This is a genomic window from Streptomyces sp. NBC_00019 (assembly GCF_045041015.1).
GTDB lineage: Bacteria > Actinomycetota > Actinomycetes > Streptomycetales > Streptomycetaceae > Streptomyces.
This window is the reverse complement of sequence record NZ_CP108302.1, coordinates 9,245,310-9,270,718: the sequence shown is the minus strand read 5'-3', so window position 1 is coordinate 9,270,718 and position 25,409 is coordinate 9,245,310. Positions and strand designations below refer to the sequence as shown.

29 protein-coding genes are annotated in these 25,409 nt (G+C 71.3%); 11 read left to right on the top strand and 18 right to left on the bottom strand.

All coding sequences use genetic code 11. From position 1 onward, the window contains the following. Window positions 1–47 precede the first annotated feature (47 nt). Window positions 48–554 carry a GNAT family N-acetyltransferase gene (locus OHU89_RS43010; protein ID WP_405650732.1) on the bottom strand — a complete coding sequence of 169 codons (507 nt, stop codon included), beginning with the start codon at window positions 552–554 and terminating at the stop codon, window positions 48–50. Between the two features lie 83 nt (window positions 555–637). Here OHU89_RS43010 and OHU89_RS43005 point away from each other — a divergent pair, with 83 nt between their 5' ends. Beyond that, a complete protein-coding gene (locus OHU89_RS43005) occupies window positions 638–1,000 on the top strand; it encodes a DUF1304 domain-containing protein (protein WP_405650730.1) in 363 nt (120 codons plus the stop codon). Further along, on the top strand, window positions 997–1,560 hold the full coding sequence (locus OHU89_RS43000) for a TetR/AcrR family transcriptional regulator (RefSeq protein ID WP_405650728.1): 564 nt from the start codon (window positions 997–999) through the stop codon (window positions 1,558–1,560). The genes OHU89_RS43005 and OHU89_RS43000 overlap by 4 nt, the downstream gene beginning before the upstream one ends. A 4-nt stretch (window positions 1,561–1,564) precedes the next feature. On the opposite strand, the gene OHU89_RS42995 is transcribed toward OHU89_RS43000, so the two are convergent. Further along, a complete protein-coding gene (locus OHU89_RS42995; RefSeq protein WP_405650726.1) occupies window positions 1,565–2,428 on the bottom strand; it encodes a hypothetical protein in 864 nt (287 codons plus the stop codon). A 66-nt stretch (window positions 2,429–2,494) separates the two neighbouring features. After that, entirely contained in the window at window positions 2,495–3,445 is a 951-nt protein-coding gene (locus OHU89_RS42990; protein ID WP_405654898.1) for a GlxA family transcriptional regulator, read from the bottom strand. Between the two features lie 80 nt (window positions 3,446–3,525). On the opposite strand from OHU89_RS42990, the gene OHU89_RS42985 reads away from it, so the two are divergent. Then, complete coding sequence (locus tag OHU89_RS42985) at window positions 3,526–4,479, top strand: NADP-dependent oxidoreductase (protein WP_405650724.1); 954 nt, start codon at window positions 3,526–3,528, stop codon at window positions 4,477–4,479. 6 nt (window positions 4,480–4,485) lie between these two features. Here the strand turns inward: OHU89_RS42985 and OHU89_RS42980 are convergent, their stop codons facing one another. Both OHU89_RS42980 and OHU89_RS42975 read right to left on the bottom strand, forming a co-directional pair. Beyond that, window positions 4,486–5,592: an NAD(P)-dependent alcohol dehydrogenase gene (locus tag OHU89_RS42980; protein WP_405650722.1), complete on the bottom strand. Its 1,107-nt coding sequence runs from the start codon at window positions 5,590–5,592 to the stop codon at window positions 4,486–4,488. 30 nt (window positions 5,593–5,622) lie between these two features. Continuing rightward, complete coding sequence (locus OHU89_RS42975; protein WP_405650720.1) at window positions 5,623–7,077, bottom strand: aldehyde dehydrogenase family protein; 1,455 nt, start codon at window positions 7,075–7,077, stop codon at window positions 5,623–5,625. A 103-nt stretch (window positions 7,078–7,180) separates the two neighbouring features. Between OHU89_RS42975 and OHU89_RS42970 the strand changes: the two genes are divergently transcribed. Both OHU89_RS42970 and OHU89_RS42965 read left to right on the top strand, forming a co-directional pair. Continuing rightward, window positions 7,181–7,618, top strand: coding sequence for a MarR family winged helix-turn-helix transcriptional regulator (locus OHU89_RS42970; protein ID WP_266884735.1), 438 nt, complete (start codon window positions 7,181–7,183; stop codon window positions 7,616–7,618). Between the two features lie 206 nt (window positions 7,619–7,824). Beyond that, window positions 7,825–8,205 (top strand): anti-sigma factor antagonist, encoded by a 381-nt coding sequence (locus OHU89_RS42965; protein ID WP_267014124.1) that lies wholly within the window; start codon window positions 7,825–7,827, stop codon window positions 8,203–8,205. 6 nt (window positions 8,206–8,211) lie between these two features. On the opposite strand, the gene tuf is transcribed toward OHU89_RS42965, so the two are convergent. Beyond that, window positions 8,212–9,405, bottom strand: coding sequence for an elongation factor Tu (gene tuf / locus OHU89_RS42960; RefSeq protein ID WP_266884739.1), 1,194 nt, complete (start codon window positions 9,403–9,405; stop codon window positions 8,212–8,214). Between the two features lie 56 nt (window positions 9,406–9,461). Continuing rightward, window positions 9,462–10,415, bottom strand: a complete 954-nt coding sequence (locus tag OHU89_RS42955) for a ribose-phosphate diphosphokinase (RefSeq protein WP_405650716.1) — start codon at window positions 10,413–10,415, stop codon at window positions 9,462–9,464. Window positions 10,416–10,612: 197 nt separating this feature from the next. Here OHU89_RS42955 and otr(A) point away from each other — a divergent pair, with 197 nt between their 5' ends. Beyond that, a complete protein-coding gene (gene otr(A) / locus OHU89_RS42950) occupies window positions 10,613–12,475 on the top strand; it encodes a tetracycline resistance ribosomal protection protein Otr(A) (RefSeq protein ID WP_405650714.1) in 1,863 nt (620 codons plus the stop codon). 29 nt (window positions 12,476–12,504) lie between these two features. On the opposite strand, the gene OHU89_RS42945 is transcribed toward otr(A), so the two are convergent. Continuing rightward, the gene (locus OHU89_RS42945) at window positions 12,505–13,695 is read right to left on the bottom strand and encodes a cytochrome P450 (RefSeq protein WP_405650712.1); all 1,191 of its coding nucleotides are present in this window, start codon (window positions 13,693–13,695) and stop codon (window positions 12,505–12,507) included. 142 nt (window positions 13,696–13,837) lie between these two features. On the opposite strand from OHU89_RS42945, the gene OHU89_RS42940 reads away from it, so the two are divergent. Next, complete coding sequence (locus OHU89_RS42940; protein ID WP_405650710.1) at window positions 13,838–14,500, top strand: DUF4230 domain-containing protein; 663 nt, start codon at window positions 13,838–13,840, stop codon at window positions 14,498–14,500. Window positions 14,501–14,520: 20 nt separating this feature from the next. On the opposite strand, the gene OHU89_RS42935 is transcribed toward OHU89_RS42940, so the two are convergent. Genes OHU89_RS42935 through OHU89_RS42910 form a run of 6 tightly spaced genes read right to left on the bottom strand, consistent with a single transcriptional unit; the run spans window position 14,521 to window position 18,264 of the window. Then, on the bottom strand, window positions 14,521–16,284 hold the full coding sequence (locus OHU89_RS42935) for a complex I subunit 5 family protein (RefSeq protein WP_405650708.1): 1,764 nt from the start codon (window positions 16,282–16,284) through the stop codon (window positions 14,521–14,523). Continuing rightward, window positions 16,284–16,634, bottom strand: a complete 351-nt coding sequence (locus OHU89_RS42930) for a sodium:proton antiporter (RefSeq protein ID WP_046256893.1) — start codon at window positions 16,632–16,634, stop codon at window positions 16,284–16,286. Before OHU89_RS42930 ends, OHU89_RS42935 begins: the two co-directional genes overlap by 1 nt. Next, window positions 16,631–17,371, bottom strand: coding sequence for an MnhB domain-containing protein (locus OHU89_RS42925; RefSeq protein WP_405650706.1), 741 nt, complete (start codon window positions 17,369–17,371; stop codon window positions 16,631–16,633). Before OHU89_RS42925 ends, OHU89_RS42930 begins: the two co-directional genes overlap by 4 nt. After that, window positions 17,368–17,640, bottom strand: coding sequence for a hydrogenase subunit MbhD domain-containing protein (locus OHU89_RS42920; protein ID WP_405650704.1), 273 nt, complete (start codon window positions 17,638–17,640; stop codon window positions 17,368–17,370). Before OHU89_RS42920 ends, OHU89_RS42925 begins: the two co-directional genes overlap by 4 nt. Continuing rightward, the gene (locus OHU89_RS42915) at window positions 17,633–18,085 is read right to left on the bottom strand and encodes a monovalent cation/H+ antiporter complex subunit F (protein WP_405650702.1); all 453 of its coding nucleotides are present in this window, start codon (window positions 18,083–18,085) and stop codon (window positions 17,633–17,635) included. Before OHU89_RS42915 ends, OHU89_RS42920 begins: the two co-directional genes overlap by 8 nt. Continuing rightward, a complete protein-coding gene (locus OHU89_RS42910; RefSeq protein WP_405650699.1) occupies window positions 18,082–18,264 on the bottom strand; it encodes a hypothetical protein in 183 nt (60 codons plus the stop codon). Before OHU89_RS42910 ends, OHU89_RS42915 begins: the two co-directional genes overlap by 4 nt. A gap of 237 nt (window positions 18,265–18,501) precedes the next feature. Here OHU89_RS42910 and OHU89_RS42905 point away from each other — a divergent pair, with 237 nt between their 5' ends. Continuing rightward, window positions 18,502–19,128: a VanZ family protein gene (locus OHU89_RS42905; RefSeq protein WP_405650697.1), complete on the top strand. Its 627-nt coding sequence runs from the start codon at window positions 18,502–18,504 to the stop codon at window positions 19,126–19,128. Window positions 19,129–19,130: 2 nt separating this feature from the next. On the opposite strand, the gene OHU89_RS42900 is transcribed toward OHU89_RS42905, so the two are convergent. Both OHU89_RS42900 and OHU89_RS42895 read right to left on the bottom strand, forming a co-directional pair. After that, window positions 19,131–19,901: a sulfite exporter TauE/SafE family protein gene (locus OHU89_RS42900; RefSeq protein WP_266884763.1), complete on the bottom strand. Its 771-nt coding sequence runs from the start codon at window positions 19,899–19,901 to the stop codon at window positions 19,131–19,133. Window positions 19,902–19,973: 72 nt separating this feature from the next. Beyond that, window positions 19,974–20,210, bottom strand: a complete 237-nt coding sequence (locus OHU89_RS42895) for a hypothetical protein (protein ID WP_046256887.1) — start codon at window positions 20,208–20,210, stop codon at window positions 19,974–19,976. A gap of 111 nt (window positions 20,211–20,321) precedes the next feature. On the opposite strand from OHU89_RS42895, the gene OHU89_RS42890 reads away from it, so the two are divergent. The 3 genes from OHU89_RS42890 (at window position 20,322) to OHU89_RS42880 (ending at window position 23,340) form a co-directional block, all read left to right on the top strand. Beyond that, the gene (locus OHU89_RS42890; RefSeq protein ID WP_405654895.1) at window positions 20,322–21,362 is read left to right on the top strand and encodes a PHP domain-containing protein; all 1,041 of its coding nucleotides are present in this window, start codon (window positions 20,322–20,324) and stop codon (window positions 21,360–21,362) included. Window positions 21,363–21,412: 50 nt separating this feature from the next. Then, window positions 21,413–22,087 carry an HAD family hydrolase gene (locus tag OHU89_RS42885; protein WP_405650693.1) on the top strand — a complete coding sequence of 225 codons (675 nt, stop codon included), beginning with the start codon at window positions 21,413–21,415 and terminating at the stop codon, window positions 22,085–22,087. A gap of 293 nt (window positions 22,088–22,380) precedes the next feature. Then, on the top strand, window positions 22,381–23,340 hold the full coding sequence (locus OHU89_RS42880) for an SDR family NAD(P)-dependent oxidoreductase (RefSeq protein WP_405650691.1): 960 nt from the start codon (window positions 22,381–22,383) through the stop codon (window positions 23,338–23,340). Between the two features lie 172 nt (window positions 23,341–23,512). Here OHU89_RS42880 and OHU89_RS42875 read toward each other — a convergent pair whose 3' ends face one another. Together OHU89_RS42875 and OHU89_RS42870 are read right to left on the bottom strand one after the other, a co-directional pair. Continuing rightward, complete coding sequence (locus OHU89_RS42875) at window positions 23,513–25,105, bottom strand: helix-turn-helix domain-containing protein (RefSeq protein WP_405650689.1); 1,593 nt, start codon at window positions 25,103–25,105, stop codon at window positions 23,513–23,515. Further along, on the bottom strand, window positions 25,102–25,407 hold the full coding sequence (locus tag OHU89_RS42870) for a helix-turn-helix domain-containing protein (RefSeq protein WP_405650687.1): 306 nt from the start codon (window positions 25,405–25,407) through the stop codon (window positions 25,102–25,104). Before OHU89_RS42870 ends, OHU89_RS42875 begins: the two co-directional genes overlap by 4 nt. Between the last annotated feature and the right edge of the window lie 2 nt (window positions 25,408–25,409).

The window sequence follows — 25,409 nt, the reverse complement described above, 5'->3', positions numbered from 1 at the left end:
GCCGCAAGCCCCCGGGTGCGCTATATGTTGAACATGGCAAGGAGGGTTCAGTCCCCTTGCCCTTTCTTTTTGTCGCCTCCGAGCGCCTGCCGCAGGGTGACCAACTGCGGTGCGAAACCGCCCCGTTCATAGAAGCGGATCGCGTCGGTATTGGCCGCGTACGCCGTCACCTCGGCCTGCTCGGCGCCCTGTCCCCGCGCCCAGGCGAGGAACTCCGTCACCAGAGCGGCCCCGGCCCGGGCCCGGCGGTGCTCGGGGCGGACGTACATGCTGACCAGGGTCGCGGACCTGACCAGCCGCTTGGCCGTGGCCTCGGTGACCGAACCCATCAGGTGTCCCACCACCCGTCCCTGATGGTCCACGACGAGCACGAGGCGCTCCGGGTCCTCCAGCGCGGCCGCGAACGACGCCGCCGCGTGCTCGTGCGGCCAGTCGACGTTGATGGTCGCGTCCCGGGTGCCGCCGTCCTCCGCGAAGAGCCCCGCGCTGGAGGCGACCAGTCCCGGTATGTCCTCCGCGCGGGCGCGCCGCACCGTCACGTCCTGATCAGTCATGCCCGAAGGCTAACGGGAGCCACTGCCATCCTGGACACCTGTCCAGCTATAGTGGACGCCTGTCCAATAGACTGAGGGAGATCATGGAAGCGGTAGCGAACGTGCTGGTGGCCCTGGTGGCCGTGCTGCACGCGTACATCCTGGTGATGGAGATGTTTTTGTGGCAGAAGAAGCCGGGGATGTCCTTCCACGGCTTCGACCGGGAGATGGCCAAGGCCACCGCGGCGATGGCCGCCAACCAGGGCCTCTACAACGGCTTTCTCGCGGCGGGTCTGGTGTGGGGCCTGATCGCCGCCGACCCGACGGGCTTCCGCGCCCAGGTGTTCTTCCTGTCCTGCGTCATCGTCGCGGGCGTGTACGGCGCGGTCACCGCCAACATCCGCATCCTCGTCGCGCAAGCCCTGCCCGGTGCGCTCGCCCTGGGTGCGGTCCTGCTGGCCCGGTGACCCGCACCGCACAGGAGGACCCCCGCGCGGCGCGCACCCGGGCGAAGCTGCGCGAGGCGCTGCTCGCGGAGTGCGCCGAGCACCCGCTCGCGGAGGTCGGCGTGGCCGCGCTGGTGCGCAGGGCAGGGGTCGGACGGGCCACGTTCTACGTCCACTACGACGGGCTGGAGGCGCTGGCCGTCGACGCCTGCGCGGACGTCGTACGCGAGGCCGTGGAGGCGTTGCACGCCTGGCGCGGACGGCCCGACCCGGTGCACGCACCGCCCGCACTGCCGGCGTTCTTCGCCTCGCTCGCCCCCCATGCCGCGCTGTACCGGGCCCTGCTCAGCCCGGGCGGCGGCGGCCCGCTGGGCCGGGTCCTCCACCGCGACCTGCGGGCCTACAGTCTCCGCGAGCGCGAACTCGCGGGTGCCGCCGACGCCCCGCTGGTGGCCTCGGCGGTCGCCGCGACGTTCGCGGGCGTGCTGGGCGACTGGCTGCACGGACTGCTGGAGGGCGGCCCGCAGGACATCGCCGACCAGGTCTGGCAGTTGCTGGTCGCCCTGCACGCCAGCCGGTGACGCCTCACGCGCAGCCCATGCCCTTCTTGACCCGCGGCCAGGCCTCCACACCGTCGGAGGTGCGGACGTACGCCGCCTCCTTGTCGTCCGTCAGCCACAACTGCCAGTCCCGCAGGCGGTATCCGGTGTCCTTGGCGTCCGCGGGCATGGTGACGTCCCCCCGGTAGGGGGCCTCCAGCATCTCGCCGCCGAGCACGCCGTCCGGATCACGGGCGTACAGCACACTGTCCTTGCCCTCCCCCGTGCCCAGGAAGTGCGCCTTCTGCCAGTCGCAGTGGGCGGCGCCGGCCGAGCTGCTGATGACGGTGATCGGCACCCGCTTGCCGTTCCGGTCGGTCCAGACCTCGTAGTCCTTGGAGTCGGTCCAGCTCGCCGGGAACTCGGCCGGGTCGCAGGAGGCGCTGGTCTCCGGGCCCCAACCGGGCCGGTTCTTGCGGTCCTTGGCGACGATCACCGCCACCTTGGTCCGGCCGTCGACGTCGTAGGAGAAGAGGACGCGGCCGCCCTCCTCGCGCTCCACCCGGTAGCCCTCGCGCGGTCCGTCGGGCTGCTCGATCTCGAAGTACGCCTCGAGCCCGTCCTCCGGCGTCTCTCCTCCGTCGCCCTTGCTCCACGGTTCGCTGCCGCCGGCCGTGTAGATCTCCCCGTCGCACTCCAGGGCCCGGGCCGCGGCGCCCGTGTCGACGAGGTCGGCGCGGTCGTCCTTCTCCTCGTCCCACGCCTTGCCGTGGATGTACAACGGTCCGCTGTAGGGCGTGGGCGGTGCCGCTCCCTCGACGACCATGTCCTCCTCGGTCCCGCTCTCGGACCCGCACCCCACGGCGGCCACCGCCATCAGCGCCGTCAGTGCCACCAAGCCTCTGCGCATCCCCCACCCCTGTTCACCGGCCGCAGTCCTGATCCTCAGACGTGGCAGGGGCGGGAAACGTTCGGTTCAGTGGGCGGCCGTCTGGAACGTCCGCCGGTAGGCCTGCGGCGACACCCCGATCGCCGCGTGCAGATGCTGGCGCAGCGAGGCGCCGGTGGCGAAGCCGACCTGGCCGGCGATCTGGTCCACCGGCAGGTCGCTGGACTCCAGCAGGTGCCGGGCCCGGGCCACCCGCTGCTGGATCAGCCAGCGGCCGGGGCTGAGACCGACCTCGTCGTGGAAGCGGCGGGCGAAGGTGCGCAGGCTCATCCGGGCGTGGGCGGCGAGGTCGCTCAGGGTCAGCGGTTCGTCGAGGTGCCCGAGCGCCCACTCCCGGGTGGCGGCGGTGCTCGTCGCCCCGAGCTCGGGCACGGGCTGTTCGATGTACTGGGCCTGACCACCGTCCCGGAACGGTGGGACCACACAGCTCCGCGCGACGAAGTTGGCCAGTTCGCTGCCATGGTCCCGGCGCACGATGTGCAGACACACATCCACCCCCGAGGCCGCACCGGACGAGGTGAGCACCGTGCCGTCGTCCACGAAGAGCACCCCGGGGTCGAGGGTGACCTGCGGGAACATGCCGCGGAACCGGTCGGCCAGGCGCCAGTGGGTGGTCGCCGTGCGGCCGTCGAGATATCCGGCCGACGCCAGCACGAACGCGCCGGTGCAGATGGAGACCAGACGTGCGTCGGCGGGGATCATCGCGAGCGCGGCGCTGACCTCGTCGGGCAGCTCGGCGGTGACACGCGCGGGGTCGATGGGCGGGATCACCACGGTGTCCGCCGTCCTGAGGATCTCCGGGCCGTGCTCGACGCCGATCGTGAAGTCGGCGTTGGTGTGCACGGGTCGCCCGTCGACGGTGCAGGTCAGCACCTCGTATCGCCCCTGGGCGGCGCCGAGGATCCGGGCGGGGATACCCAGCTCGAAGGGATAGACGCCCTCCAGGGCCAGAACCACGACTCGCTCGACCCGCTGCATGTCACGCATGGCACGATCCTATCGAAGGTTGGCAATCATGCCATTTTCCTGCGGGCCGGATCTCGGCAGGCTTGATCACCATGAGCACTGTGAAGACGACGATGCGAGCTGTCAGCCAGGACGTCCTCGGCGGTCCCGAGGTCCTCAAGGAAGTGGAAGTGGAACGCCCCGAGCCACGGGCGAACGAGGTGCTGATCCGGGTGCGGGCCGCCGGAGTCAATCCCACCGACTGGAAGCACCGCGCCGCCGGCATCTTCCTGGGCGAGCCCCCGTTCGTCCTGGGCTGGGACGTCTCCGGCGTGGTCGAGGCGGTCGGATTCGGCGTCGCCGCCTTCGCGCCGGACGACGAGGTCTTCGGCATGCTGCCCTACCCGTTCGGAGTGGGCTCGCACGCCGAGTACGTCATCGCCCCGGCCCGCGCCCTGACGCACAAGCCCTCCGCGATCGACCATGTCCAGGCCGCGGCCCTTCCGCTGGTGTCGCTGACCGCCTGGCAGGCACTGGTGGAGCACGCCGATCTGCGGCCGGGTCAGCGCGTGCTGATCCACGCGGCGGCCGGCGGTGTGGGGCATGTGGCCGTCCAGATCGCCAAGGCGCGCGGGGCCTATGTGATCGGCACGGCGAGTGCGGGCAAGCACGAGTTCCTGCGCGGGATCGGCGTGGACGAGACGATCGACTACCGGGAGACGGACTTCACCGAGGCCGTGAAGGACGTCGACGTCGTGCTGGACACGATCGGCGGTGAGAACACCGTGCGCTCGCTGCGCGTCCTGCGCCCGGGCGGAATCGCCGTCTCGATCCTGCCGGTCGCGCAGGACGAGTACGCGAAGGAGGCGGAGCGGCTCGGCGTACGAGCGGTGTGGGTGCTCGTCGACGCCGACCGGTCCGGCATGGAGGCGATCGCGGAGCTGGTGGAGGCGGGGAAGCTGCGCCCCGCGATCGCCGGCACCTTCCCGCTGGCCGAGGCCGCCGAGGCACACAGGCTCGGCGACACCGGCCGGACCACGGGGAAGCTGGTTCTGACGGTGGACTGACCGGGATCAGAACGTCAGCACGGGCTTGATCGCCTTGCCCGCGCCCATGTCCCGCACCGCCTGGTCGATGTCCGCGAACGGATAGGTGCTGATCAGGCGGTCCAGCGGGAGCCGCCCCGCCTTCACCAGGTCGACCAGGGCCGGGATGAAGGACTGCGTCTCGGCGTCGCCGAGGGTGAGGCCGACGATCCGCTTGCCGCCGAGCAGCCCGTTCACGTCGAGGGCGACCTCGCTGCCGAACGGCGGGGCGCCGACGACGACCAGGGTGCCGCGGGCACCGAGCGCGTCGACGCCCTGCCGCAGCACGGTGACGTTGCCGGTGGTCTCCACGACGCCGTCCGCGCCCTGTCCTCCGGTGATCGCGGCGAGGGTCTCCACGAGGTCCGCCTCACCCGCGTTGATGGTGTGGGTGGCGCCCAACTCCCTTGCCAGGGAGAGGCGTTCGCTGACGCGGTCGACGGCGATGATCGTGGTGGCGGGTGTGAGGGCGGCGGCCATGACGGCGGACAGGCCGACCGCCCCGGCGCCGAGGACCACGATCGTGCTGCCCGTGACGGGCTTCAGCACGTTCCACACGGCGCCGACACCGGTCTGTACGCCGCAGCCCAGCGGGGCGATGGACTCCAGTGGCACGTCGGGGTCGACCTTGACGAGGCTGCGCTCGTCGACCAGGGCCCTCTCGGCGAAGGAGGACTGGCCGAAGAAGTGGCCGCCCAGCGCCTCGCCGTCCCGGCTGATGGTGCTGCTGCCGTCGGCCCGGCGGCCGCCGATGAGGTTCAGCGGCAGCCAGGTGGCGCAGTACGCCGGGTGGCCGCCGTTGCAGTTGCCGCACTCGCCGCAGGACGTGAACGACAGCACGACGTGGTCGCCGGGCTCGACGCCGGTGACGGCCGAGCCGACGGCCTCGACGACACCGGCGCCTTCATGGCCGAGGACGCCGGGCAGCGGGAAGGGCAGTCCGCCGCTCGCCACACCGAGGTCCGTGTGACACAGACCGGTGGCGACCATACGGACGACGGCCTCGTGCGGCCCTGGCTCGTCCAGCTGGACGTCGGCGAGGGTGAACGGTGCTCCGCCGGACTCGACGACGGCGGCGCGGGTGGTGATGGGCATCGCGGTAACTCCCTTTGATTTCAGGCGCGTTCAGTCGAGCGAGACGACGACGGACTTGGTCCTGGTGTAGGAGGCGAGGGCCTCGGGGCCGTACTCCCGCCCGAATCCGGAGTCCTTGACGCCGCCGAAGGGGACCGCGGGGTCGAGCATCGCCCAGTCGTTGACCCAGACGATGCCCGCCTGGAGCTTGTCGGCGATGCGGTGGGCGCGGGCGAGGTTGGACGTCTGGATGCCCGAAGCCAGGCCGTACGGCGTGGAGTTGGCGAGCCGGATCGCCTCCTCCTCGGAGTCGAAGGGCTGCACGGTGAGGACCGGGCCGAAGATCTCCTCCTGGATCACCCGGGAGTCGTTCGGCAGGTCGGCGATGACCGTGGGCCTGTAGTAGAAGCCGCCGTCCAGATCGAGGCGTTCGCCGCCGCAGACGATGCGGGCGCCCTCCTTGCGGGCCAGTTCGACGTACTCCTCGACCTTCTTGAGGTGCTTCTCCCCCGCCATCGGCCCGATGACGGTCTCCGGCTGCCGCGGGTCGCCGAGCGGGACGCCGGGCACGGCCTGTTCCAGGATGCCCAGCAGGGTGGCGTAGACCGAGCGGGCCACCAGCAGCCGCGGGCCGCCCATGCAGAACTGGCCGGAGTTGAAGACGAAGCCCTTGATGATCGCGCCGACGGCCTTCTCCAGCTCGGCGTCCTCGAAGACGATGTGGGCCGCGTTGCCGCCCAGCTCCATGGTGACCGGCTTGAGGGCCTCACCGGCGACGCTCGCGGCGTGCCGGCCGACCGCGGTGGAGCCGGTGAAGGCGATCTTGTCGACACCGCTGTGCCGCAGCAGCGCCTCGCCCGCGACCGGGCCCGCGCCGGTCACGACGTTGACCACACCGTCGGGGACACCCGCCCGCTGGAACAGCTTGGCCATGTAGAGGGCACTGAGCGGGGTCTCGTCGGCCGGCTTGTGCACGACCGTGTTGCCCGCCGCCAGCGCCGGGGCGATCTTCGAGCCGGCCAGGATCAGCGGGAAGTTGAAGGGGGTGATCGCGGCGACCACACCGAGCGGCTCGCGCCGGGTGTAGGCGAGCGCGTTCATGGGGGTGTCGCGGTTGGCCCCGTGCAGGGTGTGGGCGAGAGCGGCGAAGTGCTCGTAGTCGTTGGCCGCGTTCGTCACGTCGACGGCGTGCGCCAGTGTGATCGGCTTGCCGACGTCGAGACTCTCCAGGCGGGCGATCTCCTCGGCGTTCTCGCGGATCAGCTCCGCGACTCGGTGCAGGATGCGACCGCGCTCCCGACCGCTCAGACCGGACCAGGAACCCTCGTCGAAGGCCTCCCGTGCGGCGCGCACGGCCGCGTCCACGTCGGCGGCGCCCGCCTCCGCGACGGTGGTGACGACAGCGCCCCGGGACGGGTCGACCACCTCGGTGCGCGCTCCGTCGGCGGCCTCGCGCCACTGTCCCCCGATGAACAGCCGCCCGGGTTCGATCTCGAAGGTGGTCATCACCGCTCCTCAGCTCCATTGCCAAGATTTCAACAAACAGGTTTCCTGTTGGTCCGCAGTCTCATTACAGACAGGATTCCTGTCAATGCTCTAGGCTGAACTCATGCTCGACACCCAGGCGACCAAGGCAGCCCCGTCGCTGCTCTACATGGTCAAACAAGTGGAACTCGTCGTCCGTTCCCACCTGGACGAGCTGGTCAAGCCGTCCGGGATCACGGCGCTGCAGTACACCGCCCTGACGGTCCTGGAGCGGCACGACGGACTGTCGGCCGCACAGCTGGCCCGTGACTCGTTCGTCACCGCCCAGTCCATCGCCGATCTCGTACGGTCACTGGAGAACCGCGGACTGGTGCGCCGGGAGCGGAATCCGCGCAACCGCCGGGAGCTGCTGATCCTGCTGACCGACGCCGGCCGCGAGTTGCTCGCCCGGCACGAGGAGCCCGTGCGGGAACTGGAGGAGCGGATGGTCCGCGATCTCACCGCGCACCAGACCGAGCAGTTCCGTCAGTCACTCACCAGGGCCTGGCACGCCTTGTCGTAAGGCTCCGTCTCAATTCACAGACATATGTCAATCGAACATGCTCAAATTCACTCCATCGAGGGTAACTTGCAGTGCGGGGCAAGGATTTGCGCTCACTCGGGACCCAGGGACACGGCTGCGCTCGTGCGCTCGCTGCACGACGTCACCCCGGCCCCCGGTGACCTGCGAACCCGCCGCTTGAGGAGCTGGTTGGAGGCGATGTCGTCGTGCAGCAGGAACCTGCACCGCTGAGCCGGCATCTGCGTATCCACCAGGACCGCGGACACACGGTGCTGGAGTTCCGCGGCGAGATCGACATCGCGGCGGCGCTGGAGATCGTCCCGTACCTGGACCGGGTGACCGGGCGCGACGGCGCGCGGATCGTGATCGACCTCGGACAGGTCGAGTTCTTCGACTGCTCCGGGCTGCGCCTGCTGTACCGCGCCCGCACCCGCGTCCTCGACCACGACGGCCAGTTACACCTGGTCTGCGCCCATCCCCTCACCCTGCGCATCATGCGGGTTACCGGCCTGCACCGGCTGCTGCCCGCGCACCCGACGCTGGACGCGGCCCTGGGACAGTCCGAGGCCACGTCCGGCTCGCTGTGAAGGCGTCTACTTGAGGATCTTGGTGACCTGACCGGCGCCCACGGTCCGCCCGCCCTCACGGATGGCGAACTTCAGCCCCTCCTCCATGGCGATGGGCTGGATCAGCTGCACGAGCATCGTCGTGTTGTCGCCCGGCATGACCATCTCGGTGCCCTTGGGCAAGGTCACCACACCGGTGACGTCCGTGGTGCGGAAGTAGAACTGCGGGCGGTAGTTGTCGAAGAACGGTGTGTGCCGACCGCCCTCGTCCTTGGACAGGACGTACGCACGTGCCTCGAACTCCTTGTGCGGGGTGACCGTGCCCGGCTGGATCACGACCTGTCCGCGCTCTACGTCCTCCCGTTTGATGCCGCGCAGCAGCAGCCCCACGTTCTCCCCCGCCCGGCCCTCGTCGAGAAGCTTGCGGAACATCTCGATGCCGGTGACGGTGGTCCTCGTCTTCTCCTCGTGGATGCCGATGATCTCGACCTCCTTGTTGACGTGCAGAACCCCGCGCTCGATCCGGCCGGTGACGACCGTGCCGCGCCCGGTGATCGTGAAGACGTCCTCGATCGGCATCAGGAACGGCTTGTCCACGTCGCGCTGCGGCTCGGGGACCGCCGTGTCGACCGCGTCCAGCAGCTCGAGCACCGACCGGGCCCACCGCTCGTCGCCCTCCAGCGCCTTGAGCGCGGACACCTGGATCACAGGCACGTCGTCGCCGGGGAACTCGTACTCGGTGAGCAGCTCGCGCACCTCCAGCTCGACGAGCTCGAGAATCTCCTCGTCGTCCACCATGTCCGTCTTGTTGAGGGCCACGACGATGTACGGCACGCCGACCTGCCGGGCGAGCAGGACGTGCTCCTTGGTCTGCGGCATCGGCCCGTCGGTGGCCGCGACGACCAGGATCGCGCCGTCCATCTGGGCCGCGCCGGTGATCATGTTCTTGATGTAGTCGGCGTGGCCGGGGCAGTCGACGTGCGCGTAGTGCCGGTGCTCGGTCTGGTACTCGACATGGGCGATCGAGATGGTGATGCCGCGCTGCCGCTCCTCGGGCGCCTTGTCGATCTGGTCGAAGGGCGTGAACGGGTTCAGGTCGGGATACCTGTCGTGCAGCACCTTCGTGATGGCCGCGGTGAGCGTGGTCTTGCCGTGGTCGATGTGCCCGATGGTGCCGATGTTCACATGCGGCTTGGTCCGCTCGAACTTCGCCTTCGCCACTGGGGCCTCCAGGTCACCTGAGTGATGCCGGGCGTCACCCGGCTACCCCTCCATGTCTATTCGCTCGGCGGCGCGTCGAACAGGGCACTGACGGACTCGCCGTTGTGAATGCGCCGCACGGCCTCGGCGAGCGCGGGGGCGATGGACAGGATCCGCAGCTTCTCCGTGCGCTCCTCCTCGGGCACCGGCACGGTGTTGGTGCAGACGATCTCCAGGACGTCGGGCTGCTCGCCGATCCGCTTGAGCGCGCCCGCCGCGAACAGACCGTGCGTGCAGGCGACCCGGATCGAGCGCGGCTTCAACTCCCGCAGCCGGTCCAGGAGTTCCAGGACGGTGCTGCCCTTGGCGATCTCGTCGTCCAGCACGATGACGTCCCGGTCGGTGACCTCGCCGATGACGGAGTTGATGCTGACCCGGTCGTCCGCGAACCGCTGCTTGGCCCCGGCCGCCACCTGCGCGCCGATCAGCCGGGCGAACGCGGCCGCCTCCTTGACGTTGCCCAGGTCCGGGGAGACGACGGTGGTGCGGGAGAGGTCGTACCGGTGGAAGTGCGCGGCCAGTTCGCGCAGCGCGTGCAGATGGTCGACCGGGACCGAGAAGAACCCGTGCACCTGGGGCGAGTGCAGCGTCATGGCGAGGACACGGCTCGCGCCGGCCGACACCAGCAGGTCGGCGACGAGCCGCCCGCCCAGCGAGATACGGGGCTCGTCCTTCTTGTCGGAGCGGGCGTAGGAGTAGTGCGGCATGACGACGGTGATCCGGCGGGCCGAGGCCCCGCGGGCGGCGTCGCACATCAGCAGCAGCTCGACGAGGTTCTCCTGGACCGGCTTGACCAGCGGCTGGATGAGGAAGACGTCCCGCTCCCGGCAGTTGGCCTGGAGCTGCACCTCCAGACAGTCGTTGGCGAACCGGCTGACCCGGGTGGGGCTCAGGGGCACCCCCAGGTGTGCGCAGACCTCCGCCGCCAGCTCGGGGTGGGCACTACCGCTGAACACGGCGATGTCTCGCACGATCCACTCCTAGCATGATCATTCCAGGCTGCCGGAGCCATGCTACTGACCGGGAAATTCGGTTGCGGCCCCGCACCCGGCTCAGGCCATGATGGCGACGTCCGTGTTCCCTCACGTCAGGACCACCCGCATGCGCCGACTCCTCGGAATCCACCAGCCCTTCCACAGGCCCACGGTTCTCGAGGACGCGACCCCGTATGCACACCCTGAACATCGGAATTCTGGCCCACGTCGACGCCGGTAAGACCAGCCTCACCGAGCGGCTGCTGTTCGACCACGGCACGATCGACCGGCTCGGCAGCGTCGACACCGGTGACACCCGAACGGACGACGGCGCCATCGAGCGGCAGCGCGGTATCACCATCCGCTCCGCGGTCGCCGCGTTCACCGTCGGCGACACACAGATCAACCTCATCGACACCCCCGGGCACTCGGACTTCATCGCCGAGGTCGAGCGCGCCCTGGAGGTCCTGGACGGGGCGGTCCTGGTGCTGTCCGCCGTGGAGGGCGTCCAGGCGCAGACCCGCGTCCTGATGCGCACCCTGCGCCGGCTGCGGCTGCCCACGCTCGTCTTCGTCAACAAGGTCGACCGGGCGGGGGCTCGCGCGGAGGGCCTGATCGAGGACATCCGCCGCCGGCTGACACCGAACGTGGCGCCGCTCAGCTCGGTCCAGGAGATCGGCACGCCGGACGCCCGCGTCACACCCCTGCGGTACGGCGACGAACTGGCCGAATCCCTCGCGGACATCGACCCGGACCTCCTCGCGGCCGTCGTGGACGGCCCCACGCCCACACCGGACGACCTGCACAAGGCCCTCGCCGCCCACACGGCCGACGGCTCCTTCCACCCCGTCCTCTTCGGCTCCGCCCTCGGCGGCCAGGGTGTGTCCGACCTGGTCGAGAGCGTGGTCCGACTGATCCCGCCCGCCCCGACGACCGGGGTCACCGCCCCTCGCGGCACGGTGTTCGCCGTCCGGCCGGGACCCGGCGGCGAGCGCACGGCGTATCTCCGGCTACACGACGGTGAGGTGACGGAGCGTCAACGGCTGACGTTCCGGCGCCGAGACGCCGACGGCCGGACCCGTGAGGTGTCCGGCAGGGTGACGCACCTCGACGTGACCGGCGGCGGCAGCGGCCCGCTCACCGCCGGGAACATCGCGGCGCTCACGGGTCTCGCGGGCATCCGCGTCGGCGACCGTCTCGGCGAACTCACCGACCGCGCCCCGCAGTTCGCACCCCCGACCCTGCAGACCGAGGTCAGCGCCCGGCGCCCCGAACAGGCCGCCCGACTGCGCTCCGCGCTCCTCACCCTCGCCGACCAGGACCCGCTCATCCACGCCCGCCCGACGGACGCCGGCACCACCGCGCTCCTGCTGTACGGCGAGGTCCAGATGGAGGTCCTCGCCGCGACCCTCGCCCAGGACTTCGGTGTCGAGGCCGACTTCGCACCCGGGCGGGTCCGCTTCCTGGAGCGGCCGCGCGGGGTCGGCGAGGCCGGCGAGGAGCGGCCGTGGCACGACGGCACCCGCTACTGGGCGACGATCGGGCTTCGGGTGGAGCCGGGACCGCGTGGTTCCGGCGGGGTGTTCACGTACGAGACGGAACTGGGCGCACTCCCCCGGGCGTTCCACTCGGCCATCGAGGAGACGGTCCACACGAGCATGCGGACCGGGCTTCTCGGGGCAGCCGTGACGGACTACCGGGTGACCCTCGTCCGGTCCGGCTTCGTCGCGCCGCTGAGCACGGCCGCGGACTTCCGCGGACTCACCCCGTACGTGTTGCGCCAGGCCCTGGAGCGGGCGCGGACCCGGCTGTACGAGCCGTACCACGCCTTCGAGACGGAGGTCCCGCTGGACGCGCTCGCCCCGGTCACCGCCCATCTCGCCGCGCTCGGCGCCGAGTTCACCGGCACGACGGGCGGCAGCAGGACATGGGTGATCACAGGTGAGATCGCGACCCGGCGGATACGCGAGGCCGAGCTGCGGCTGCCGGGGCTGACGCACGGGGAGGGGGTGTGGTGGTCGCGCCCCTCCGGTGACCGCGAACTGCGGTCCCAGTAGGGCGCGTTGTCACCATGAGGCCTTCCCTGTCACCACGACACGGGCAGATGCAGCGGGCTGCGTGTCATCTGCCCCGCCCGCCATTCGATCGTCTCCGGAGTGAACTCGGCCCGTAGCCTCGGGAAACGCGCGGCCAGCTGGTGCAGGGCGAGTTCGAGTTCCAGACGGGCGAGCCAGGCGCCGAGGCAGTGGTGGGGGCCGGCGCCGAAGGTGATGCTCGGCGAGGTCAGGGGTGCGGAGAGATCGGGCGGGCCCGGCGGGAAGACGTCGGGGTCGCGGCTCGCGGTGTTGGTCTGGAGGGCGACCACACCGCCCGCGGGGATCAGCACCCCGCCGACCTCGACGTCCTCGACCGCGCGCCGGATCAGGCCCGGCAGCACCTTTCCCTCGCTGAGCGGGACGGTGCGCAGCAGCTGTTCGGCCGCGACCGCCGCGGACTCCTCGTCTCGGGCGAGCAGCGGCCAGCCGTCCCGTCCGTCGGTGAGGAGGTAGACGACGGCGTTGCCGAGCGAGGTCATGGTGGTCTCGTGTCCGGCCACGACCAGCCCGCAGACCAGGGTGATCAGCCGCCGTTCCTCGATGCCCAGCTCGTCGCCGGCCGCCACGAGACCGCTCACCAGGTCGTCGCCCGGTTCCTTGCGCCGCTCGGCGATGAGCCCGGCGGCGAACATGCCGAACTCCGTCATCGCCTCGACGACTTCACCCACCTGGTGCGCGCCGCCGGACAGGGCGTGGTCGGCCCAGTGCCGGATCCGCTCACCGTCCACGTGGTCCAGGCCCATCAGCCGGCAGATCACCGACACGGGCAGCGGCCGGGTGAATCCCTCGATGATGTCGGCCGGTTGTGGCTGTGCGGCGAACTCGTCGAGGAGCGAGGCGACCACCGAGCCCACCCAGGGCCGCCAGCGGGCGATGGCCCGCGGGGTGAACGCCCGCTGGACGGTGCCGCGGAGCAGCTGGTGGGCGGGGCCGTCCTGGTTGATCAGGCCGTTGGGGTCGTCCAGGAGGTTGGGGACGACGAGCAGGGGCGGGGCGTCCGGGGCGTGCAGGGAGCTCCGGTCGAACCGCGGGTCCATGAGCACCTGACGCACCTCGGCGTACCGGGTCACGAGCCACACGGGGGTGCCGGTCGCGAGGGTGCCGAGACGGGGTGGCCCGTGCTCGGGGAGGCTGATGCGGTGCATGGGGCAGAGCGGCCGGGTTGTGCTGTCTGGACTCATTCGGGTCTCCAGAAGCGCCGGTTCGGAAGGCTTCCCACGCTAGTGCGCCGTCCGTGCCTCCGTCAGCGGTGGCAATCGGCCAACGCTTCGGTCTGACAAGGGCTTTGGAGGGAATTCGAACAGTAGGAAGGAGGGCCGTCGCATGACGACTCCCATCAGGCGCATGTCCAAGCGCATGCCCGGCTGGGCGAAGTTGGTGAGCGCCGTCGTACTGGTGCTCGTCGTGTTCTTCGCCGGCATCCGGCTGAGCGTGCTCCCGGGCCTCAAGGACCTGTTCGGCACCGAGACGCATGACCGTTCGGGCCCCGCACTGCTGGAGTCCATCCAGGACCTCAGCCGCTACGACGCCGCCTCCGGCAACTTCCAGGTGGTCGTGGACCTGGAGAAGGACGCCAAGTACCTGCCCGACGCGATCCGCGGCACCCGCACCCTGTACGTCGGGGCGGGCACCGTCGACGCGTATGTCGACCTCGGCAAGGTGGCCAAGGACGACGTGACGGTCAACGAGGACCGCACGACGGCCACGCTGCACCTGCCGCACGCGCAGCTGGGCAAGCCCGCCCTGGACACCGACCGCTCCTACGCGGTGTCCAAGCAACGGGGTCTCCTGGACCGGCTGGGCGACCTGTTCTCGGACAACCCGAACGGCGAACAGGCCGTGCAGAAGCTGGCGACGAAGCACATCGGTGACGCGGCGAAGGACAGCGGGCTGACCAAACGCGCCGAGAGCAACACCACCGACATGCTCGAAGGCCTGCTGACCTCCCTCGGCTTCAAGGAGGTGCGTGTGTCGTTCGGGACCTGATCGTCTCCTTCGCGACCTGATCAGGAGGTCAGGACCCCCGGCAGGGCCAGGGCGCCGAGCAGCCCGGCGCCGACCAGCAACCAGGCCACGTAGTCCCCGATGTGCCCGGACTGCAGGCGCCGCAGCGACAGCGCCCAGCCCGGTGCGGCGAGCAGTTTCGGGCGGGTGACCGCCACGGCGGCGAGGCCCACGGCCAGCGCCGTCGAGACGAGTCCGAGCAGCACCCCGACCGGCGTCCAGTGCACGGAGGCGACGACGACACCCCCGGACCCGGCTTCGTTCACGGCGTGGGCCACCACGTCGGCGAAGCCGGGTGCCGCCCCGACGGCGAGCGCCCCGGCGAGCAGCACCGCCGGGACCGCCGTCATCGTGTCCGGTACCCGGCGCAGTCGCCGCCCGGTCTCGGGCCGCTCCCCGGTACCGGTCGTCTCGTACGCGCCGTCCTCGTCCGGTTTCGGGCCGAGTCCGAGGAACACGCGCGCGGCGACCCGCAGCACCGCGCCGGCCGTCACCGCGCTCGTGACGACGTACAGCACGGTCAGCGGCCCTCCCGCGGCCTCCTCGGTGACGGCCTTTCCGAGGGCCGTGCCGAAGGGCGGCAGCCCGGCGAGACCGAGCGCACCGATGGTGAACAGCACGGCGACGCCCCGCAGTCGGCGTGCCTTTCCGTGCAGCGCGTGCTCGTCGACGCTGCCGCAGCGGTCGAGGAGGATGCCGGCGCAGGCGAACAGGGCCGCCTTCACTCCGGCGTGGCCCAGCAGATACAGGGCGACCCCGTCGTCGGCCTCGGGTTTGAGGACGCCGATGCCGATGAGGAACAGCCCGGTGTGGGCGACGGTCGAGTAGGCGAGCAGCCGTTTGATGTGCCGTTGGTACCAGCACATGACCGCGCCGATCGCCGCCGTCAGCACGCCGAGCACGACGAGCAGCCGTGTCAGGTCGGCGGCCGGGACGCCGCCGGGTCCGGAGAAGACGGTGTTGTACGCCCGCCAGACGCCGTACGTGCCGAGTTCGACCATGACGCCCGACAGCAGCATGCACACGGGGGTCGGGGCGACGGCGTGTGCGTCCGGCAGCCAGAAGTGGAACGGTACGGCGGCGGCCTTCACCAGGAGCCCGGTCAGGACCAGGACGAAGGCGGCGAGGACGAGCGCGTCGGGCGGTCCGTGCGCGTCGAGTCCCCGGCCGATCTGTGTCATCGTCAACTGGCCGGTGCGCGCGTACAGCAGGGCGATGCCCATGAGCATGGCGTACGCGCCGAGGGAGGTGACGACGGCGAAGGTCAGGGCGCCCTGCACCGCCTTGGCCTCCTCGACGCGGGTGCCGGTCAGGGCGTACGCGACGACGCTCATCAGCTCGAACCACACGAACGCGTTGAACAGGTCGCCCGCGATCGCGAACCCGCACATGCCGCCCTGGAAGAGCAGCATCAGCCCGGGGAAGGAGCCGGCGTGGCGGCGCGGCGGTTCGTCGAAGTAGTGCCAGGAGTAGATCAGGGCCGCGAGTGTCAGCAGCGAGGCGAGGGCGGCCATGCCGAGTCCCGGGCCGTCCCCGATCAGGACGATGCCGACGCTCTCGCCGTTCACGGGGACCCAGCCGCCGGCCCACTCGACCATGGGCGGCGAGGAGTTGAGGAGCAGCACGACCGCCAGCCCGGCCGTGCCGGCGGAGACGACGCAGCCCGTGGACTCCGCGACGACCCGGGGCAGCCGGCGGCCCCCGGCGACCAGCAGGGCGGCCCCGAGCAGCGGAACGGCGACGAGGAGGGGCAGCAGGTCGTTCATCAGCCGCGCAGCTCCGAGAGTTCGTCGGGGTCGATCGTGCCGTGCCGTTTGGAGACCTGCACGACGAGCGCGAGGAGCAGGGCGGTGACGGTGGCGCCGACCACGACGTCGGTGAGGGCCAGCGCCTGGACGACGGGGTCGACGACGGGCCGGGAGCCGGGCTTCAGATCGGAGAAGACGGGTGCGGTGGCGTCGTCGCGGTAGCCGACGGCCAGCAGCAGGACGTAGGTGGCGGACTGGCACACGGACAGACAGCCGACGGCGTGGATCAGATTGCGACTGGTGGCGAGGCCGTAGCAGCCCACCAGGAAGATCCATACCGCGACCAGGTACGGAAGGACGTCCATCATTTCCCCTCCCCCTCCTCGATCTCGACGGCCTGGTCCAGGAAGCGCGCCAGGAGCACCACGACCGCGCAGGCGACCTCCATGCCGATGGCCGCGTTGAGCAGCGGGACGAAGCCTGCGGAGGACAGGGTGTTGAACGTGTCGTACGGCAGCAGGGTGTTGGCGAGGAACGCGCCCGCGCCGATCAGGCCCGCGATGCCGGTGACGAGGTAGGCGGAGACGGCGAGGGCGTCGCCGACCTCGTACAGACCGACCGGGCGGATGCGTTCCAGGGCGCGGTAGTCGGCGCCCAGGTAGAGCAGGTGCAGGGAGGTCGCGGCGACGACCCCGCCCTGGAAGCCGCCGCCGGGGCTGAGCTGGCCGTGGGCGATGACGTAGAGGCCGGTGAGCAGGGCGACGGGCAGGACGACGAGGGCGTACCGGCGCACGGGCAGGGCCACGGGCTCGGGTTCGGGGCGGCCGCGGTGTTCGTCGCGGGTCTGCCGCAGCAGGACGACACAGCCGAGGACGGCCGCGAACAGGATGCTCATCTCGCCGAGGGTGTCGAAGGCCCGCTGGTCGAAGTTGACGGAGGAGATCGTGTTGGCGGTGTGCCGGGCGAGCGAGACCTGTACGGCCCGGTCGCCGTAGGGGTGCCGGTCGCCGCCGAAGGCGGGCAGTTCGAAACAGGCGGCACCGAGCAGCGCGGCGAGCCCCGCGGTGCCGACGGCCACGAGCCCGAGCCGGGTGCGCCGGTTCACTCCTGGCGTCCCTTCCGCCGCGCGCGCCGCCTGACCTTGTGCACGGCGAGCAGAAGCAGCAGCGGGGTCAGCGCGGAGCCCGCCGCGAGTTGCGAGAGCCCGACGTCGGGTGCCTGGAGCACCGTGAACAGCACGGCCAGCACCACGCCGAGGACGGACAGGACGAGGGCCTGGCGCACGGGGTCGCGGACCGCGACCGCCGTGGTGGCGGTGGCGGCGACGAGCAGCAGGCCACAGGCCAGCACGGCATCGATGACGGCGTCAGCCACGGCGCACCCCGCGGAATCCGCCGGACAGCGCGCGGGAGGCCACGACGTTGCCGCCGATCAGCAGCGCGCCGGTGGCCAGGAGCTTCGCCATGGCGCGGCTCGGCCCTTCGGCCACGCAGAGCGCCAGGACGACCGCGGCGCCGAAGCTGGCCACCGCCCAGGTGAGGCCCCAGGCGCGCGGCGGGTCCTCGGCCAGTTCGTCGGCGAGCAGCCGGGCGAAGACGAGGGTGCCGACCGGGCCGAGCAGGGCGAGGACCAGGGCGAGATCGACGTAGGACGGACGGTCGTAGCCCTGCGCGAGCAGCAGGAGGGCCGGGCAGGCCAGGGCGGTGGACAGGTTCTGGGCCACGACCCGGCGGCGCAGCGGGCCGGTGGCGACGCCCCACACGGTCGCCCCGACGCCCGCGCCGAGGGCGACGATCGCGACGAAAGTCCAGCCGTTCACCGGGCGGTCACCACCCGCCGCGCGGCGGTCGCCGCGAGCGCCCCCACGGCCGCGGCGGCCGTGCCGACCACGAACTCCAGGGTGTCCACCGCGCTGATGAGGACCAGCCACAGCACGGTGAGCGCGACCCACCAGGCCAGGACCTCGGCCGCGGTGAGCAGTGTCGTACGCCGGTCCATGCGCCACCTCCTCGGGCCCTGCCTCCACCGAAATGACCCCTGGTGCGGCTTTCACGCCATCCAAACACCGTGGCGGGGGCGGGCGGTGGCGGCGCGCGCGGGTCCGGTCCCGGAGTGCCCCGCCCGCACGAAGGGAAACTGCGGGTGCTCCCGACCCGCCGGGGGCGCGGCCGCATTGTCGGCTCGATCGCGGGTAATCGCCTTACGACGCAGGGAAGTTGAAGACTGGAGGACCGCATGGCCCGTACAGCCTTACGATCGCGTTCCGCGTTCCGCCTGCGCACCGGCAAGACCGGGACCGCCAAGACCGGCACGGCCAAGACGGAGACCGCCAAGACCGGGACCGGCCCGAAGAAGAAGGCCCCGAAGGACCCGAAGAAGAAGGCCCCGAAAGAGAGGACCGCGCCGAAGGAGAAGCGCAGCCTCCTCGCCCTTGTCCGCCGCTTCGTGGCGATGGTGGCCGCGTTCGCGTTCATGGTGGCGTTCGCCGTCGTGCTGGCCCGGCTCACCCTGGAGCCCTCGCCCGCGTCGGAGTCGCTCACCCACACCAATCTGCACCCGGGCCGTTCCCTGCGGGCCTATCTCGATCAGCCGGAACTGCGGGACGCCGCCAAGCAGATCGGCGGCAACCTGTTGCTCGGCATCCCCTTCGGCGTCCTGGTCCCCGTGCTCGCCCCACGCACCCGTGGCGTCCTGCGCGTGCTCCTGCTGACGGCTGTCGTGATGCTGCTGGTGGAGTTCGCCCAGGGCGCCATGATCACCGGGCGGGCCTTCGACATCGACGACGTCATCCTCAACACCACCGGAGCGCTGATCGGCTACGTCCTGCTGGGGCGGCGGCTGAGCCGGGCGGTGCACCGCTGAGGTCAGCGGACGGACAACTGCACGATGGCCGCCGTACCCACCACCACGATCAGTCCGCGCAGGACCGCCGGGTGGAGACGGCGGCCCGCCGCCGCTCCGGCCTGTCCGCCCACGGCGGAGCCGACCGCGAGCAGGGCGACGGCCGTCCAGTCGAAGTCGGCGACGACGAGGAAGAAGAGCGCGGCGACGGTGTTGACGACGGCGACGAGGACGTTCTTGACGGCGTTGAGGCGCTGCAGGCCGTCATCGAGGCGCAGCCCCATCAGGGAGACGTAGATGATCCCCTGGGCCGCGGAGAAGTAGCCGCCGTAGACGCTGGCCAGCGTCAGTCCGACGATCAGCGGCGGGCCGCCGTCGGCGGGCGCCGTGCGGCCCTCGCGGGTACGGCGGTCGCGCAGGCGCCGGCCGATCAGCGGCTGGAGGACGACCAGCACCAGCGCGAGGCCCACCAGGACCGGCACGATCCGCTCGAACGCCGAGGCCGGCAGGGCGAGCAGCAGCGTGGCACCCGTCAGGCCGCCCACCAGGGCACCGGCGCTCCACTTGAGGATGCGTCGGCGCTGGCCCGCCAGTTCCCGCCGGTACCCGATGGCCGCGCTGATCGAACCGGGGATCAGGCCGAGCGCGTTGGAGACCACGGCCGTGACCGGCGACAGGCCGACCGCGAGCAGCACCGGAAAGCTGATCAACGTCCCGGACCCGACGGCCGCGTTGACGGCACCGGCACCGAGGCCCGCGGCGAGGACGGCGAGCAGCTCTCCGAGATCTTCCATGAGGGGAGCTTAGAAACCGAACGCTTCGGCGAATACCGAATTGTCCCGCACACTCCCGACGGGTCCTGGGTCCTAGTGCCGGGTCCAGGTGAACTTGTCTCCGCCCACCCAGCGCACCACGTCCGGGTCGTCGAGGTCGTGGACCGTGATGCCCCACGCGGCGGCGGCCTCCAGGACATCGGTGACGGCTTTCGCCTCACCGACCACCTCTCCGTCGATCTCCACGATCCGGAACGGCGGTGTACCGGGCTGCACCCCGAGCACCAGGATTCGCGGATTCGAGATGTACGGGCTCGCGATTTCGGTCATGCAATAGAGCGTAGAGCGCATTGCGCAAGAGGGACATGAGAGGGCAAAGGCATCACTGCGTCCGCCGTGCGAGCCCCGTACGGCTGGGGAACCCTGGAGGAGGAGGTGGCGATGGACCCCGTCGAGGCACTGGACCGGATCGCCTTCCTGCTGGAGCGGTCCCTGGCGCCGACGTACCGCGTACGCGCCTTCCGTACGGCTGCCCGGGTGCTGGCGGCACTGCCCGAGGCGGAGGTGCGCGAGCGGGCGGAGGCCGGGACGCTGGAGTCGCTCAAGGGGGTCGGGCCGAAGACGGCGAACGTGGCGCGTGAGGCACTGGCCGGAGAGGTGCCGGGCTATCTGGAGAAGCTGGAGGGTGAGGCACCTGCCGGGCCGGCCGTGCGGGGCGGGCAGCGGCTGCGGGCGCTGCTGCGGGGCGACTGCCATCTGCACTCCGACTGGTCGGACGGCGGCAGCCCCATCGAGGAGATGGGCCGGACGGCGGCGGAGCTCGGGCACGAGTGGGCGGTACTGACCGACCACTCCCCGCGACTGACCGTGGCCCGCGGCCTGTCCCCCGAGCGGCTGCGCGAGCAGCTGGACGTGGTGGCGGAACTGAACACCACCTGGGCGCCCTTCCGGCTGCTCACCGGCATCGAGTGCGACGTCCTCGACGACGGTTCGCTCGACCAGGAAGAGGAGCTTCTGCAACGGCTCGACGTCGTGGTCGTCTCCGTGCACTCCAAGCTGCGCATGGACGCCCGCTCGATGACCCGCCGCATGGTGGCCGCCGTACGCAGTCCGCACGCGGACGTCCTCGGTCACTGCACCGGACGGCTGGTCACCGGCAAAGGCCGGCCGGAGTCGGAGTTCGACGCCGACGAGGTGTTCACCGCGTGCGCCGAGTCGGGCACCGCCGTGGAGATCAACAGCCGGCCCGAGCGGCTCGACCCGCCCCGGCGGCTGCTGCGGCGGGCCGTGGCGGCGGGCGCGCTGTTCTCCGTCGACACCGACGCGCACGCGCCCGGCCAGCTCGACTGGCAGATCCTCGGCTGCGCCCGGGCCGGGGAGTGCGGGGTGCCCGACGAGCGGGTGGTCACCGCCTGGTCCCTTGAGGAGCTGTTGGCCTGGACCCGGGAACGCCGGCTGCCCGCCGGAGTGAGCGGCCCCTGACGTGGTACTCGTGCGCCGCGGTGTGCTGTGCGGTGCGAGGAGGACGGGCTATGGAACGCGCGGCGGTGTTCGACGTCGACGGAACCCTGGTCGACACCAACCATCTCCATGTGGCGACCTGGTGGGAGGCGTTCCGCCAAGCGGGTCACGACGTGCCCATGCACGCCATCCACCGGGCGGTGGGCCTCGGTTCCGAGGACCTCGTCGCCCGTCTGATCGGCGAGAACCGGGCCGAGCGGGAGGCGGACTCACTGAGCTCCGCCCACAAGGCCCTCTACGGCCAGTACTTCGACCGGCTGCCCGCGCTGCGCGACGCGGGGCGGCTGCTGCGGCGCCTCGAGCACGAGGGCTGGGCGGTGGTGCTGGCGACCTCGGCGGGCGGTGCGGAACTGTCCGCGCTGCGCCGCGCCATCGGCGCCGACGACGCCATCACCGCCACCGCGAGCGCCGACGACGTCACCGAGGGAAAGCCCGCGCCGGAGCCCGTCGAACACGCCCTGGAACTGGCGGGCGTGCCGCCCGAACGTGCGCTGTTCATCGGCGACACCGTGTGGGACATGAAGGCGGGCAGCCGGGCCGGGGTGTGCTGCGTGGGCGTACTGTGCGGCGGCATCCCGCGCGCGGACCTGGTGGAGGCGGGCGCGGAGGCGATCTACGACGACCCCGCCCAGCTGCTCGCGTCCCTCGCGGACAGTCCCTTCGCCCGGCTGCCGTCCGAGCGGTGACACAGATCACGCCATAACGCGACAGGCCGGGGAACACCTAATGGTGGTTGCCCGTTGAACCACACGTGGGTGCGGATGGGACAGTGTCCCCGGGCCTCACCTTTTGCCCACAGGGACGATCGTTCGGCTGAAGCCCTGTGGAGCCTTTCGCCGAGTGGCGACCGCCATCCGCGCCCACATCAGGACCGCCCCGACCGTGATCCCCCGTCCGGTCGGGGCTCTCTCTTGTCCTGGCCCTTCCTCGGCAGGTTCCGCTTGACTTCGAGAGCACTCCAATTCGTAGCGTTCCCGGCATGAGCACTGCACAGCACAAGATCGGATCGGGCTTCGACGCCCGCAGCACCGCCGACGACGTTCTCGCCGGCCTCGACCTCACCGGCAAGCTCGCGGTCGTCACCGGCGGCTACTCGGGACTCGGCCTGGAGACCACGCGTGCGCTCACCAAGGCGGGCGCCCGGGTCGTCGTACCGGCCCGCCGTCCCGCGGTCGCCCGGGAAGCCGTGGCGGGCATCGACGGCGTCGAGGTGGACGAGCTGGACCTCGGCGACCTGGACAGCGTGCGCGCCTTCGCCGAGCGGTTCCTCGCCTCGGACCGCCGTATCGACTTCATGATCGACAACGCCGGGATCATGGCCTGCCCGGAGACCCGGGTCGGCCCCGGCTGGGAGGCGCAGTTCGCCACCAACCACCTCGGTCACTTCGCGCTCGTCAACCGGCTGTGGCCGGCGGTCGCCCCCGGCGCCCGGGTCGTCTCCGTCTCGTCCCGAGCCCACCACTTCTCGGGCATGCGCTGGGACGACGTCCAGTGGACGCGGGACTACGACAAGTGGCAGGCCTACGGACAGGCCAAGACCGCGAACGTCCTGTTCGCCGTCCACCTGGACCGGCTCGGCCGTGAATCCGGTGTCCGCGCCTTCTCGCTGCACCCCGGCGGCATCTTCACCCCGCTGCAACGGCACATCCCCAAGGCCGAGATGGTCGAGCGCGGCTGGATCGACGAGGACGGCGCGTTCCTCAACCCCGAGGGCTTCAAGACCCCGGAGCAGGGCGCGGCCACCCAGGTGTGGGCGGCGACCTCACCTCAGCTCGACGGCCTCGGCGGCGTCTACCTGGAGGACTGCGACATCGCCGAGCCCGCTGTCGACGGCGACCAGAGCAGCGGGGTCAAGGCCTGGGCGATCGACGCGGAGCAGGCCGCCCGGCTGTGGGAGCTGTCGGCGGAGCTGACCGGCGTGAACGCGTTCCGCGCCTGACCCGAGCGCTACCCGACCCGGCAGTAGACGCCCTGGCGGCGAGAGCCGCCAGACCGCCCACGATCCCGTGGGCGGTCTCCGGGTCGAAGACCTCGCCGTCTCGCGCCCGCAGGTCCACCCACGAGACGGCGACATCACGGAGCCACGAAGAAGTCGATCACGGTGCTCACCGTCAGTCGTTCCCCTCCCCCGCTGCCGTGGGGTCGACGGCCTCGCCGACGGTGTACGTCTCCTTGACCTTCACGTCGGAGACCCCGCGGCCCTCCGGGAAGACCCGTCGCCAGTCGCCGATGACGTGCAACTCGTCGGTGCCCATGGCGCGGACGACCATGAGGCCCTCCTCGTGGGCCTTGTAGGCCTTCATCCAGAGGTTGGCGAAGGCCTGGGAGCGGATGAGGTGCATCCAGTCGGGGCGGTAGAGCTCCCGGTTGTAGTTCGACTCGCCCATGGTGGAGACGAACTTGGAGTACATCGCCTTCACGTACTCCAGCGTCACGTCGTCGTCCTCGGCGATCGCCCGGTCCCGGGCGTCCTTCAGCGCGACGCGGAACTTCTCCAGGAGGCTCTCGGTCGCGCCCGAGGTGAACGACTCGTGGATCTCCGGCGGTTCGCACAGCCCGTACTTCGGACCCGACAGGCGCAGCAGCAGGCGCAGGGTCGGTTCGGTGACCCAGAGCGGTCCTGGCTCGTCGCGGTTGCCGATCGGGTTGGGCAGGTGGGCGTCGTGGTCCCACTCGGAGGGGGTGATCAGATGGACGCCGGCACGCCGACGGTCGTGGTCGAAGCCGGTGGAGTGTTCCAACTGGCCGATCGGCAGATGGGTCTTGAGCGCCGACAGGTAGGCGCCGTTGATGTCGAGGGCGGTCACCTCGTGGGCGCCGGAGGGGAGTTCGGTCCGAGCCCACTTGGGTCGGGCCTCCCAGATCCGGTCCGCGCCGCGGGCGGACTGCTTGCGCAGGATCTCCGGGATCCAGGGGTGCGCCACGACGTCGTAGCGCCCGCCTTTGCGGGTCTCGTCCAGCAGCGCCATGGCGTCCGGGATGGCCCGCTTCACCAGGGCCGCGGTCGCCGCCTCCAGATCGCCGCTGTGCTTCTCCAGGGCGGCGGCCACCGCGGCACCGATCGGGTCGGGGTCCTGCGAGGCGGTCTGCATACGGCGTCCGACGGGGACGACACGGACCGGCTCGGCGGCGCGGTCGCTCCGCGCGGGGGCCGGCTTGCGGTCCTCGGCCGAGGCAGGCTCCTCGCGCCGGGGCGGAGCGACCGGGGACGCCACCGGATCCGGCTCCACGGGCGCCGGCGTACCGCAGTCGGCGGGGTCCAGATGCTGGGGGAAGCCCGCGACCTGGTGCCGGGCGGGCATACCGCACAGGACGCAGGGCCGCGGAGCCGACAGGGCCTCGACCTCGTCCGGCTCACCCGTCTCGCCGGTCCCGTCCGGGGCCTGGTCGCCGTCGTCGGCGTCGGTCCCCGGCTCTACGACGTGCTCGGCGCCCGGCGTCCCGGCCGCCTCCTCCGTCCGCGCCGCCAGTTTGGCCTGCGCCCCCTCCAGGAAGTACGCGTACTTCTCACGCACGGCCCCGCTCGGGTCCCGCCCCGCTTCCCAGCCACCGACGGTGGAGGGACTGACGCCGAGCGCCTGGGCCACCTGGGAACGGGAGAGGTTGAGGCTCTCCCGCAGCTCGCGCCGCACATCGGCCGGTGGCAGCGGCACCTCCTGGCGGGCGCCCGCCAGGAGTGCGTCGATCGCCTCGAAGTCCGTCATCCGGTCACCGCCGTCGGTCCCGCGGTCCGGCGCCGCCGCACGGGCAGCGTCTCGCAGGCCCGGGTCGGTCCGGCGAGCAGATCGAGCACGTCGATGCCGAAGTGCGCGGCGAGCGCGTCGCAGTCGGCCAGGCTCCAGGCGGCGCTGCCGGACTGCCGGCGGCTCACCTGCGCCTGGCTCACCCCGAGCGCGACGGCGACCTCCGCCTGCGACTCACCCGTCGCGTGCATCAGCGCGGCGACCGAAGACCTCACACGTTCTCCCAAGGACAGTCCCACCCCGCCAACCCTACCTGGCCTCATGC

What these genes read in the sequence shown, in the direction of transcription:
- OHU89_RS43010 (WP_405650732.1), bottom strand. Translation starts at nt 554, where the DNA reads ATGACTGATCAGGACGTGACGGTGCGGCGCGCCCGCGCGGAGGACATA.
- OHU89_RS43005 (WP_405650730.1), top strand. Translation starts at nt 638, where the DNA reads ATGGAAGCGGTAGCGAACGTGCTGGTGGCCCTGGTGGCCGTGCTGCAC.
- OHU89_RS42995 (WP_405650726.1), bottom strand. Translation starts at nt 2,428, where the DNA reads ATGCGCAGAGGCTTGGTGGCACTGACGGCGCTGATGGCGGTGGCCGCC.
- OHU89_RS42990 (WP_405654898.1), bottom strand. Translation starts at nt 3,445, where the DNA reads ATGCAGCGGGTCGAGCGAGTCGTGGTTCTGGCCCTGGAGGGCGTCTAT.
- OHU89_RS42985 (WP_405650724.1), top strand. Translation starts at nt 3,526, where the DNA reads ATGAGCACTGTGAAGACGACGATGCGAGCTGTCAGCCAGGACGTCCTC.
- OHU89_RS42980 (WP_405650722.1), bottom strand. Translation starts at nt 5,592, where the DNA reads ATGCCCATCACCACCCGCGCCGCCGTCGTCGAGTCCGGCGGAGCACCG.
- OHU89_RS42975 (WP_405650720.1), bottom strand. Translation starts at nt 7,077, where the DNA reads ATGACCACCTTCGAGATCGAACCCGGGCGGCTGTTCATCGGGGGACAG.
- OHU89_RS42970 (WP_266884735.1), top strand. Translation starts at nt 7,181, where the DNA reads ATGCTCGACACCCAGGCGACCAAGGCAGCCCCGTCGCTGCTCTACATG.
- OHU89_RS42945 (WP_405650712.1), bottom strand. Translation starts at nt 13,695, where the DNA reads ATGAGTCCAGACAGCACAACCCGGCCGCTCTGCCCCATGCACCGCATC.
- OHU89_RS42940 (WP_405650710.1), top strand. Translation starts at nt 13,838, where the DNA reads ATGACGACTCCCATCAGGCGCATGTCCAAGCGCATGCCCGGCTGGGCG.
- OHU89_RS42935 (WP_405650708.1), bottom strand. Translation starts at nt 16,284, where the DNA reads ATGAACGACCTGCTGCCCCTCCTCGTCGCCGTTCCGCTGCTCGGGGCC.
- OHU89_RS42930 (WP_046256893.1), bottom strand. Translation starts at nt 16,634, where the DNA reads ATGATGGACGTCCTTCCGTACCTGGTCGCGGTATGGATCTTCCTGGTG.
- OHU89_RS42910 (WP_405650699.1), bottom strand. Translation starts at nt 18,264, where the DNA reads ATGGACCGGCGTACGACACTGCTCACCGCGGCCGAGGTCCTGGCCTGG.
- OHU89_RS42905 (WP_405650697.1), top strand. Translation starts at nt 18,502, where the DNA reads ATGGCCCGTACAGCCTTACGATCGCGTTCCGCGTTCCGCCTGCGCACC.
- OHU89_RS42900 (WP_266884763.1), bottom strand. Translation starts at nt 19,901, where the DNA reads ATGGAAGATCTCGGAGAGCTGCTCGCCGTCCTCGCCGCGGGCCTCGGT.
- OHU89_RS42895 (WP_046256887.1), bottom strand. Translation starts at nt 20,210, where the DNA reads ATGACCGAAATCGCGAGCCCGTACATCTCGAATCCGCGAATCCTGGTG.
- OHU89_RS42890 (WP_405654895.1), top strand. Translation starts at nt 20,322, where the DNA reads ATGGACCCCGTCGAGGCACTGGACCGGATCGCCTTCCTGCTGGAGCGG.
- OHU89_RS42885 (WP_405650693.1), top strand. Translation starts at nt 21,413, where the DNA reads ATGGAACGCGCGGCGGTGTTCGACGTCGACGGAACCCTGGTCGACACC.
- OHU89_RS42880 (WP_405650691.1), top strand. Translation starts at nt 22,381, where the DNA reads ATGAGCACTGCACAGCACAAGATCGGATCGGGCTTCGACGCCCGCAGC.
- OHU89_RS42875 (WP_405650689.1), bottom strand. Translation starts at nt 25,105, where the DNA reads ATGACGGACTTCGAGGCGATCGACGCACTCCTGGCGGGCGCCCGCCAG.
- OHU89_RS42870 (WP_405650687.1), bottom strand. Translation starts at nt 25,407, where the DNA reads ATGAGGCCAGGTAGGGTTGGCGGGGTGGGACTGTCCTTGGGAGAACGT.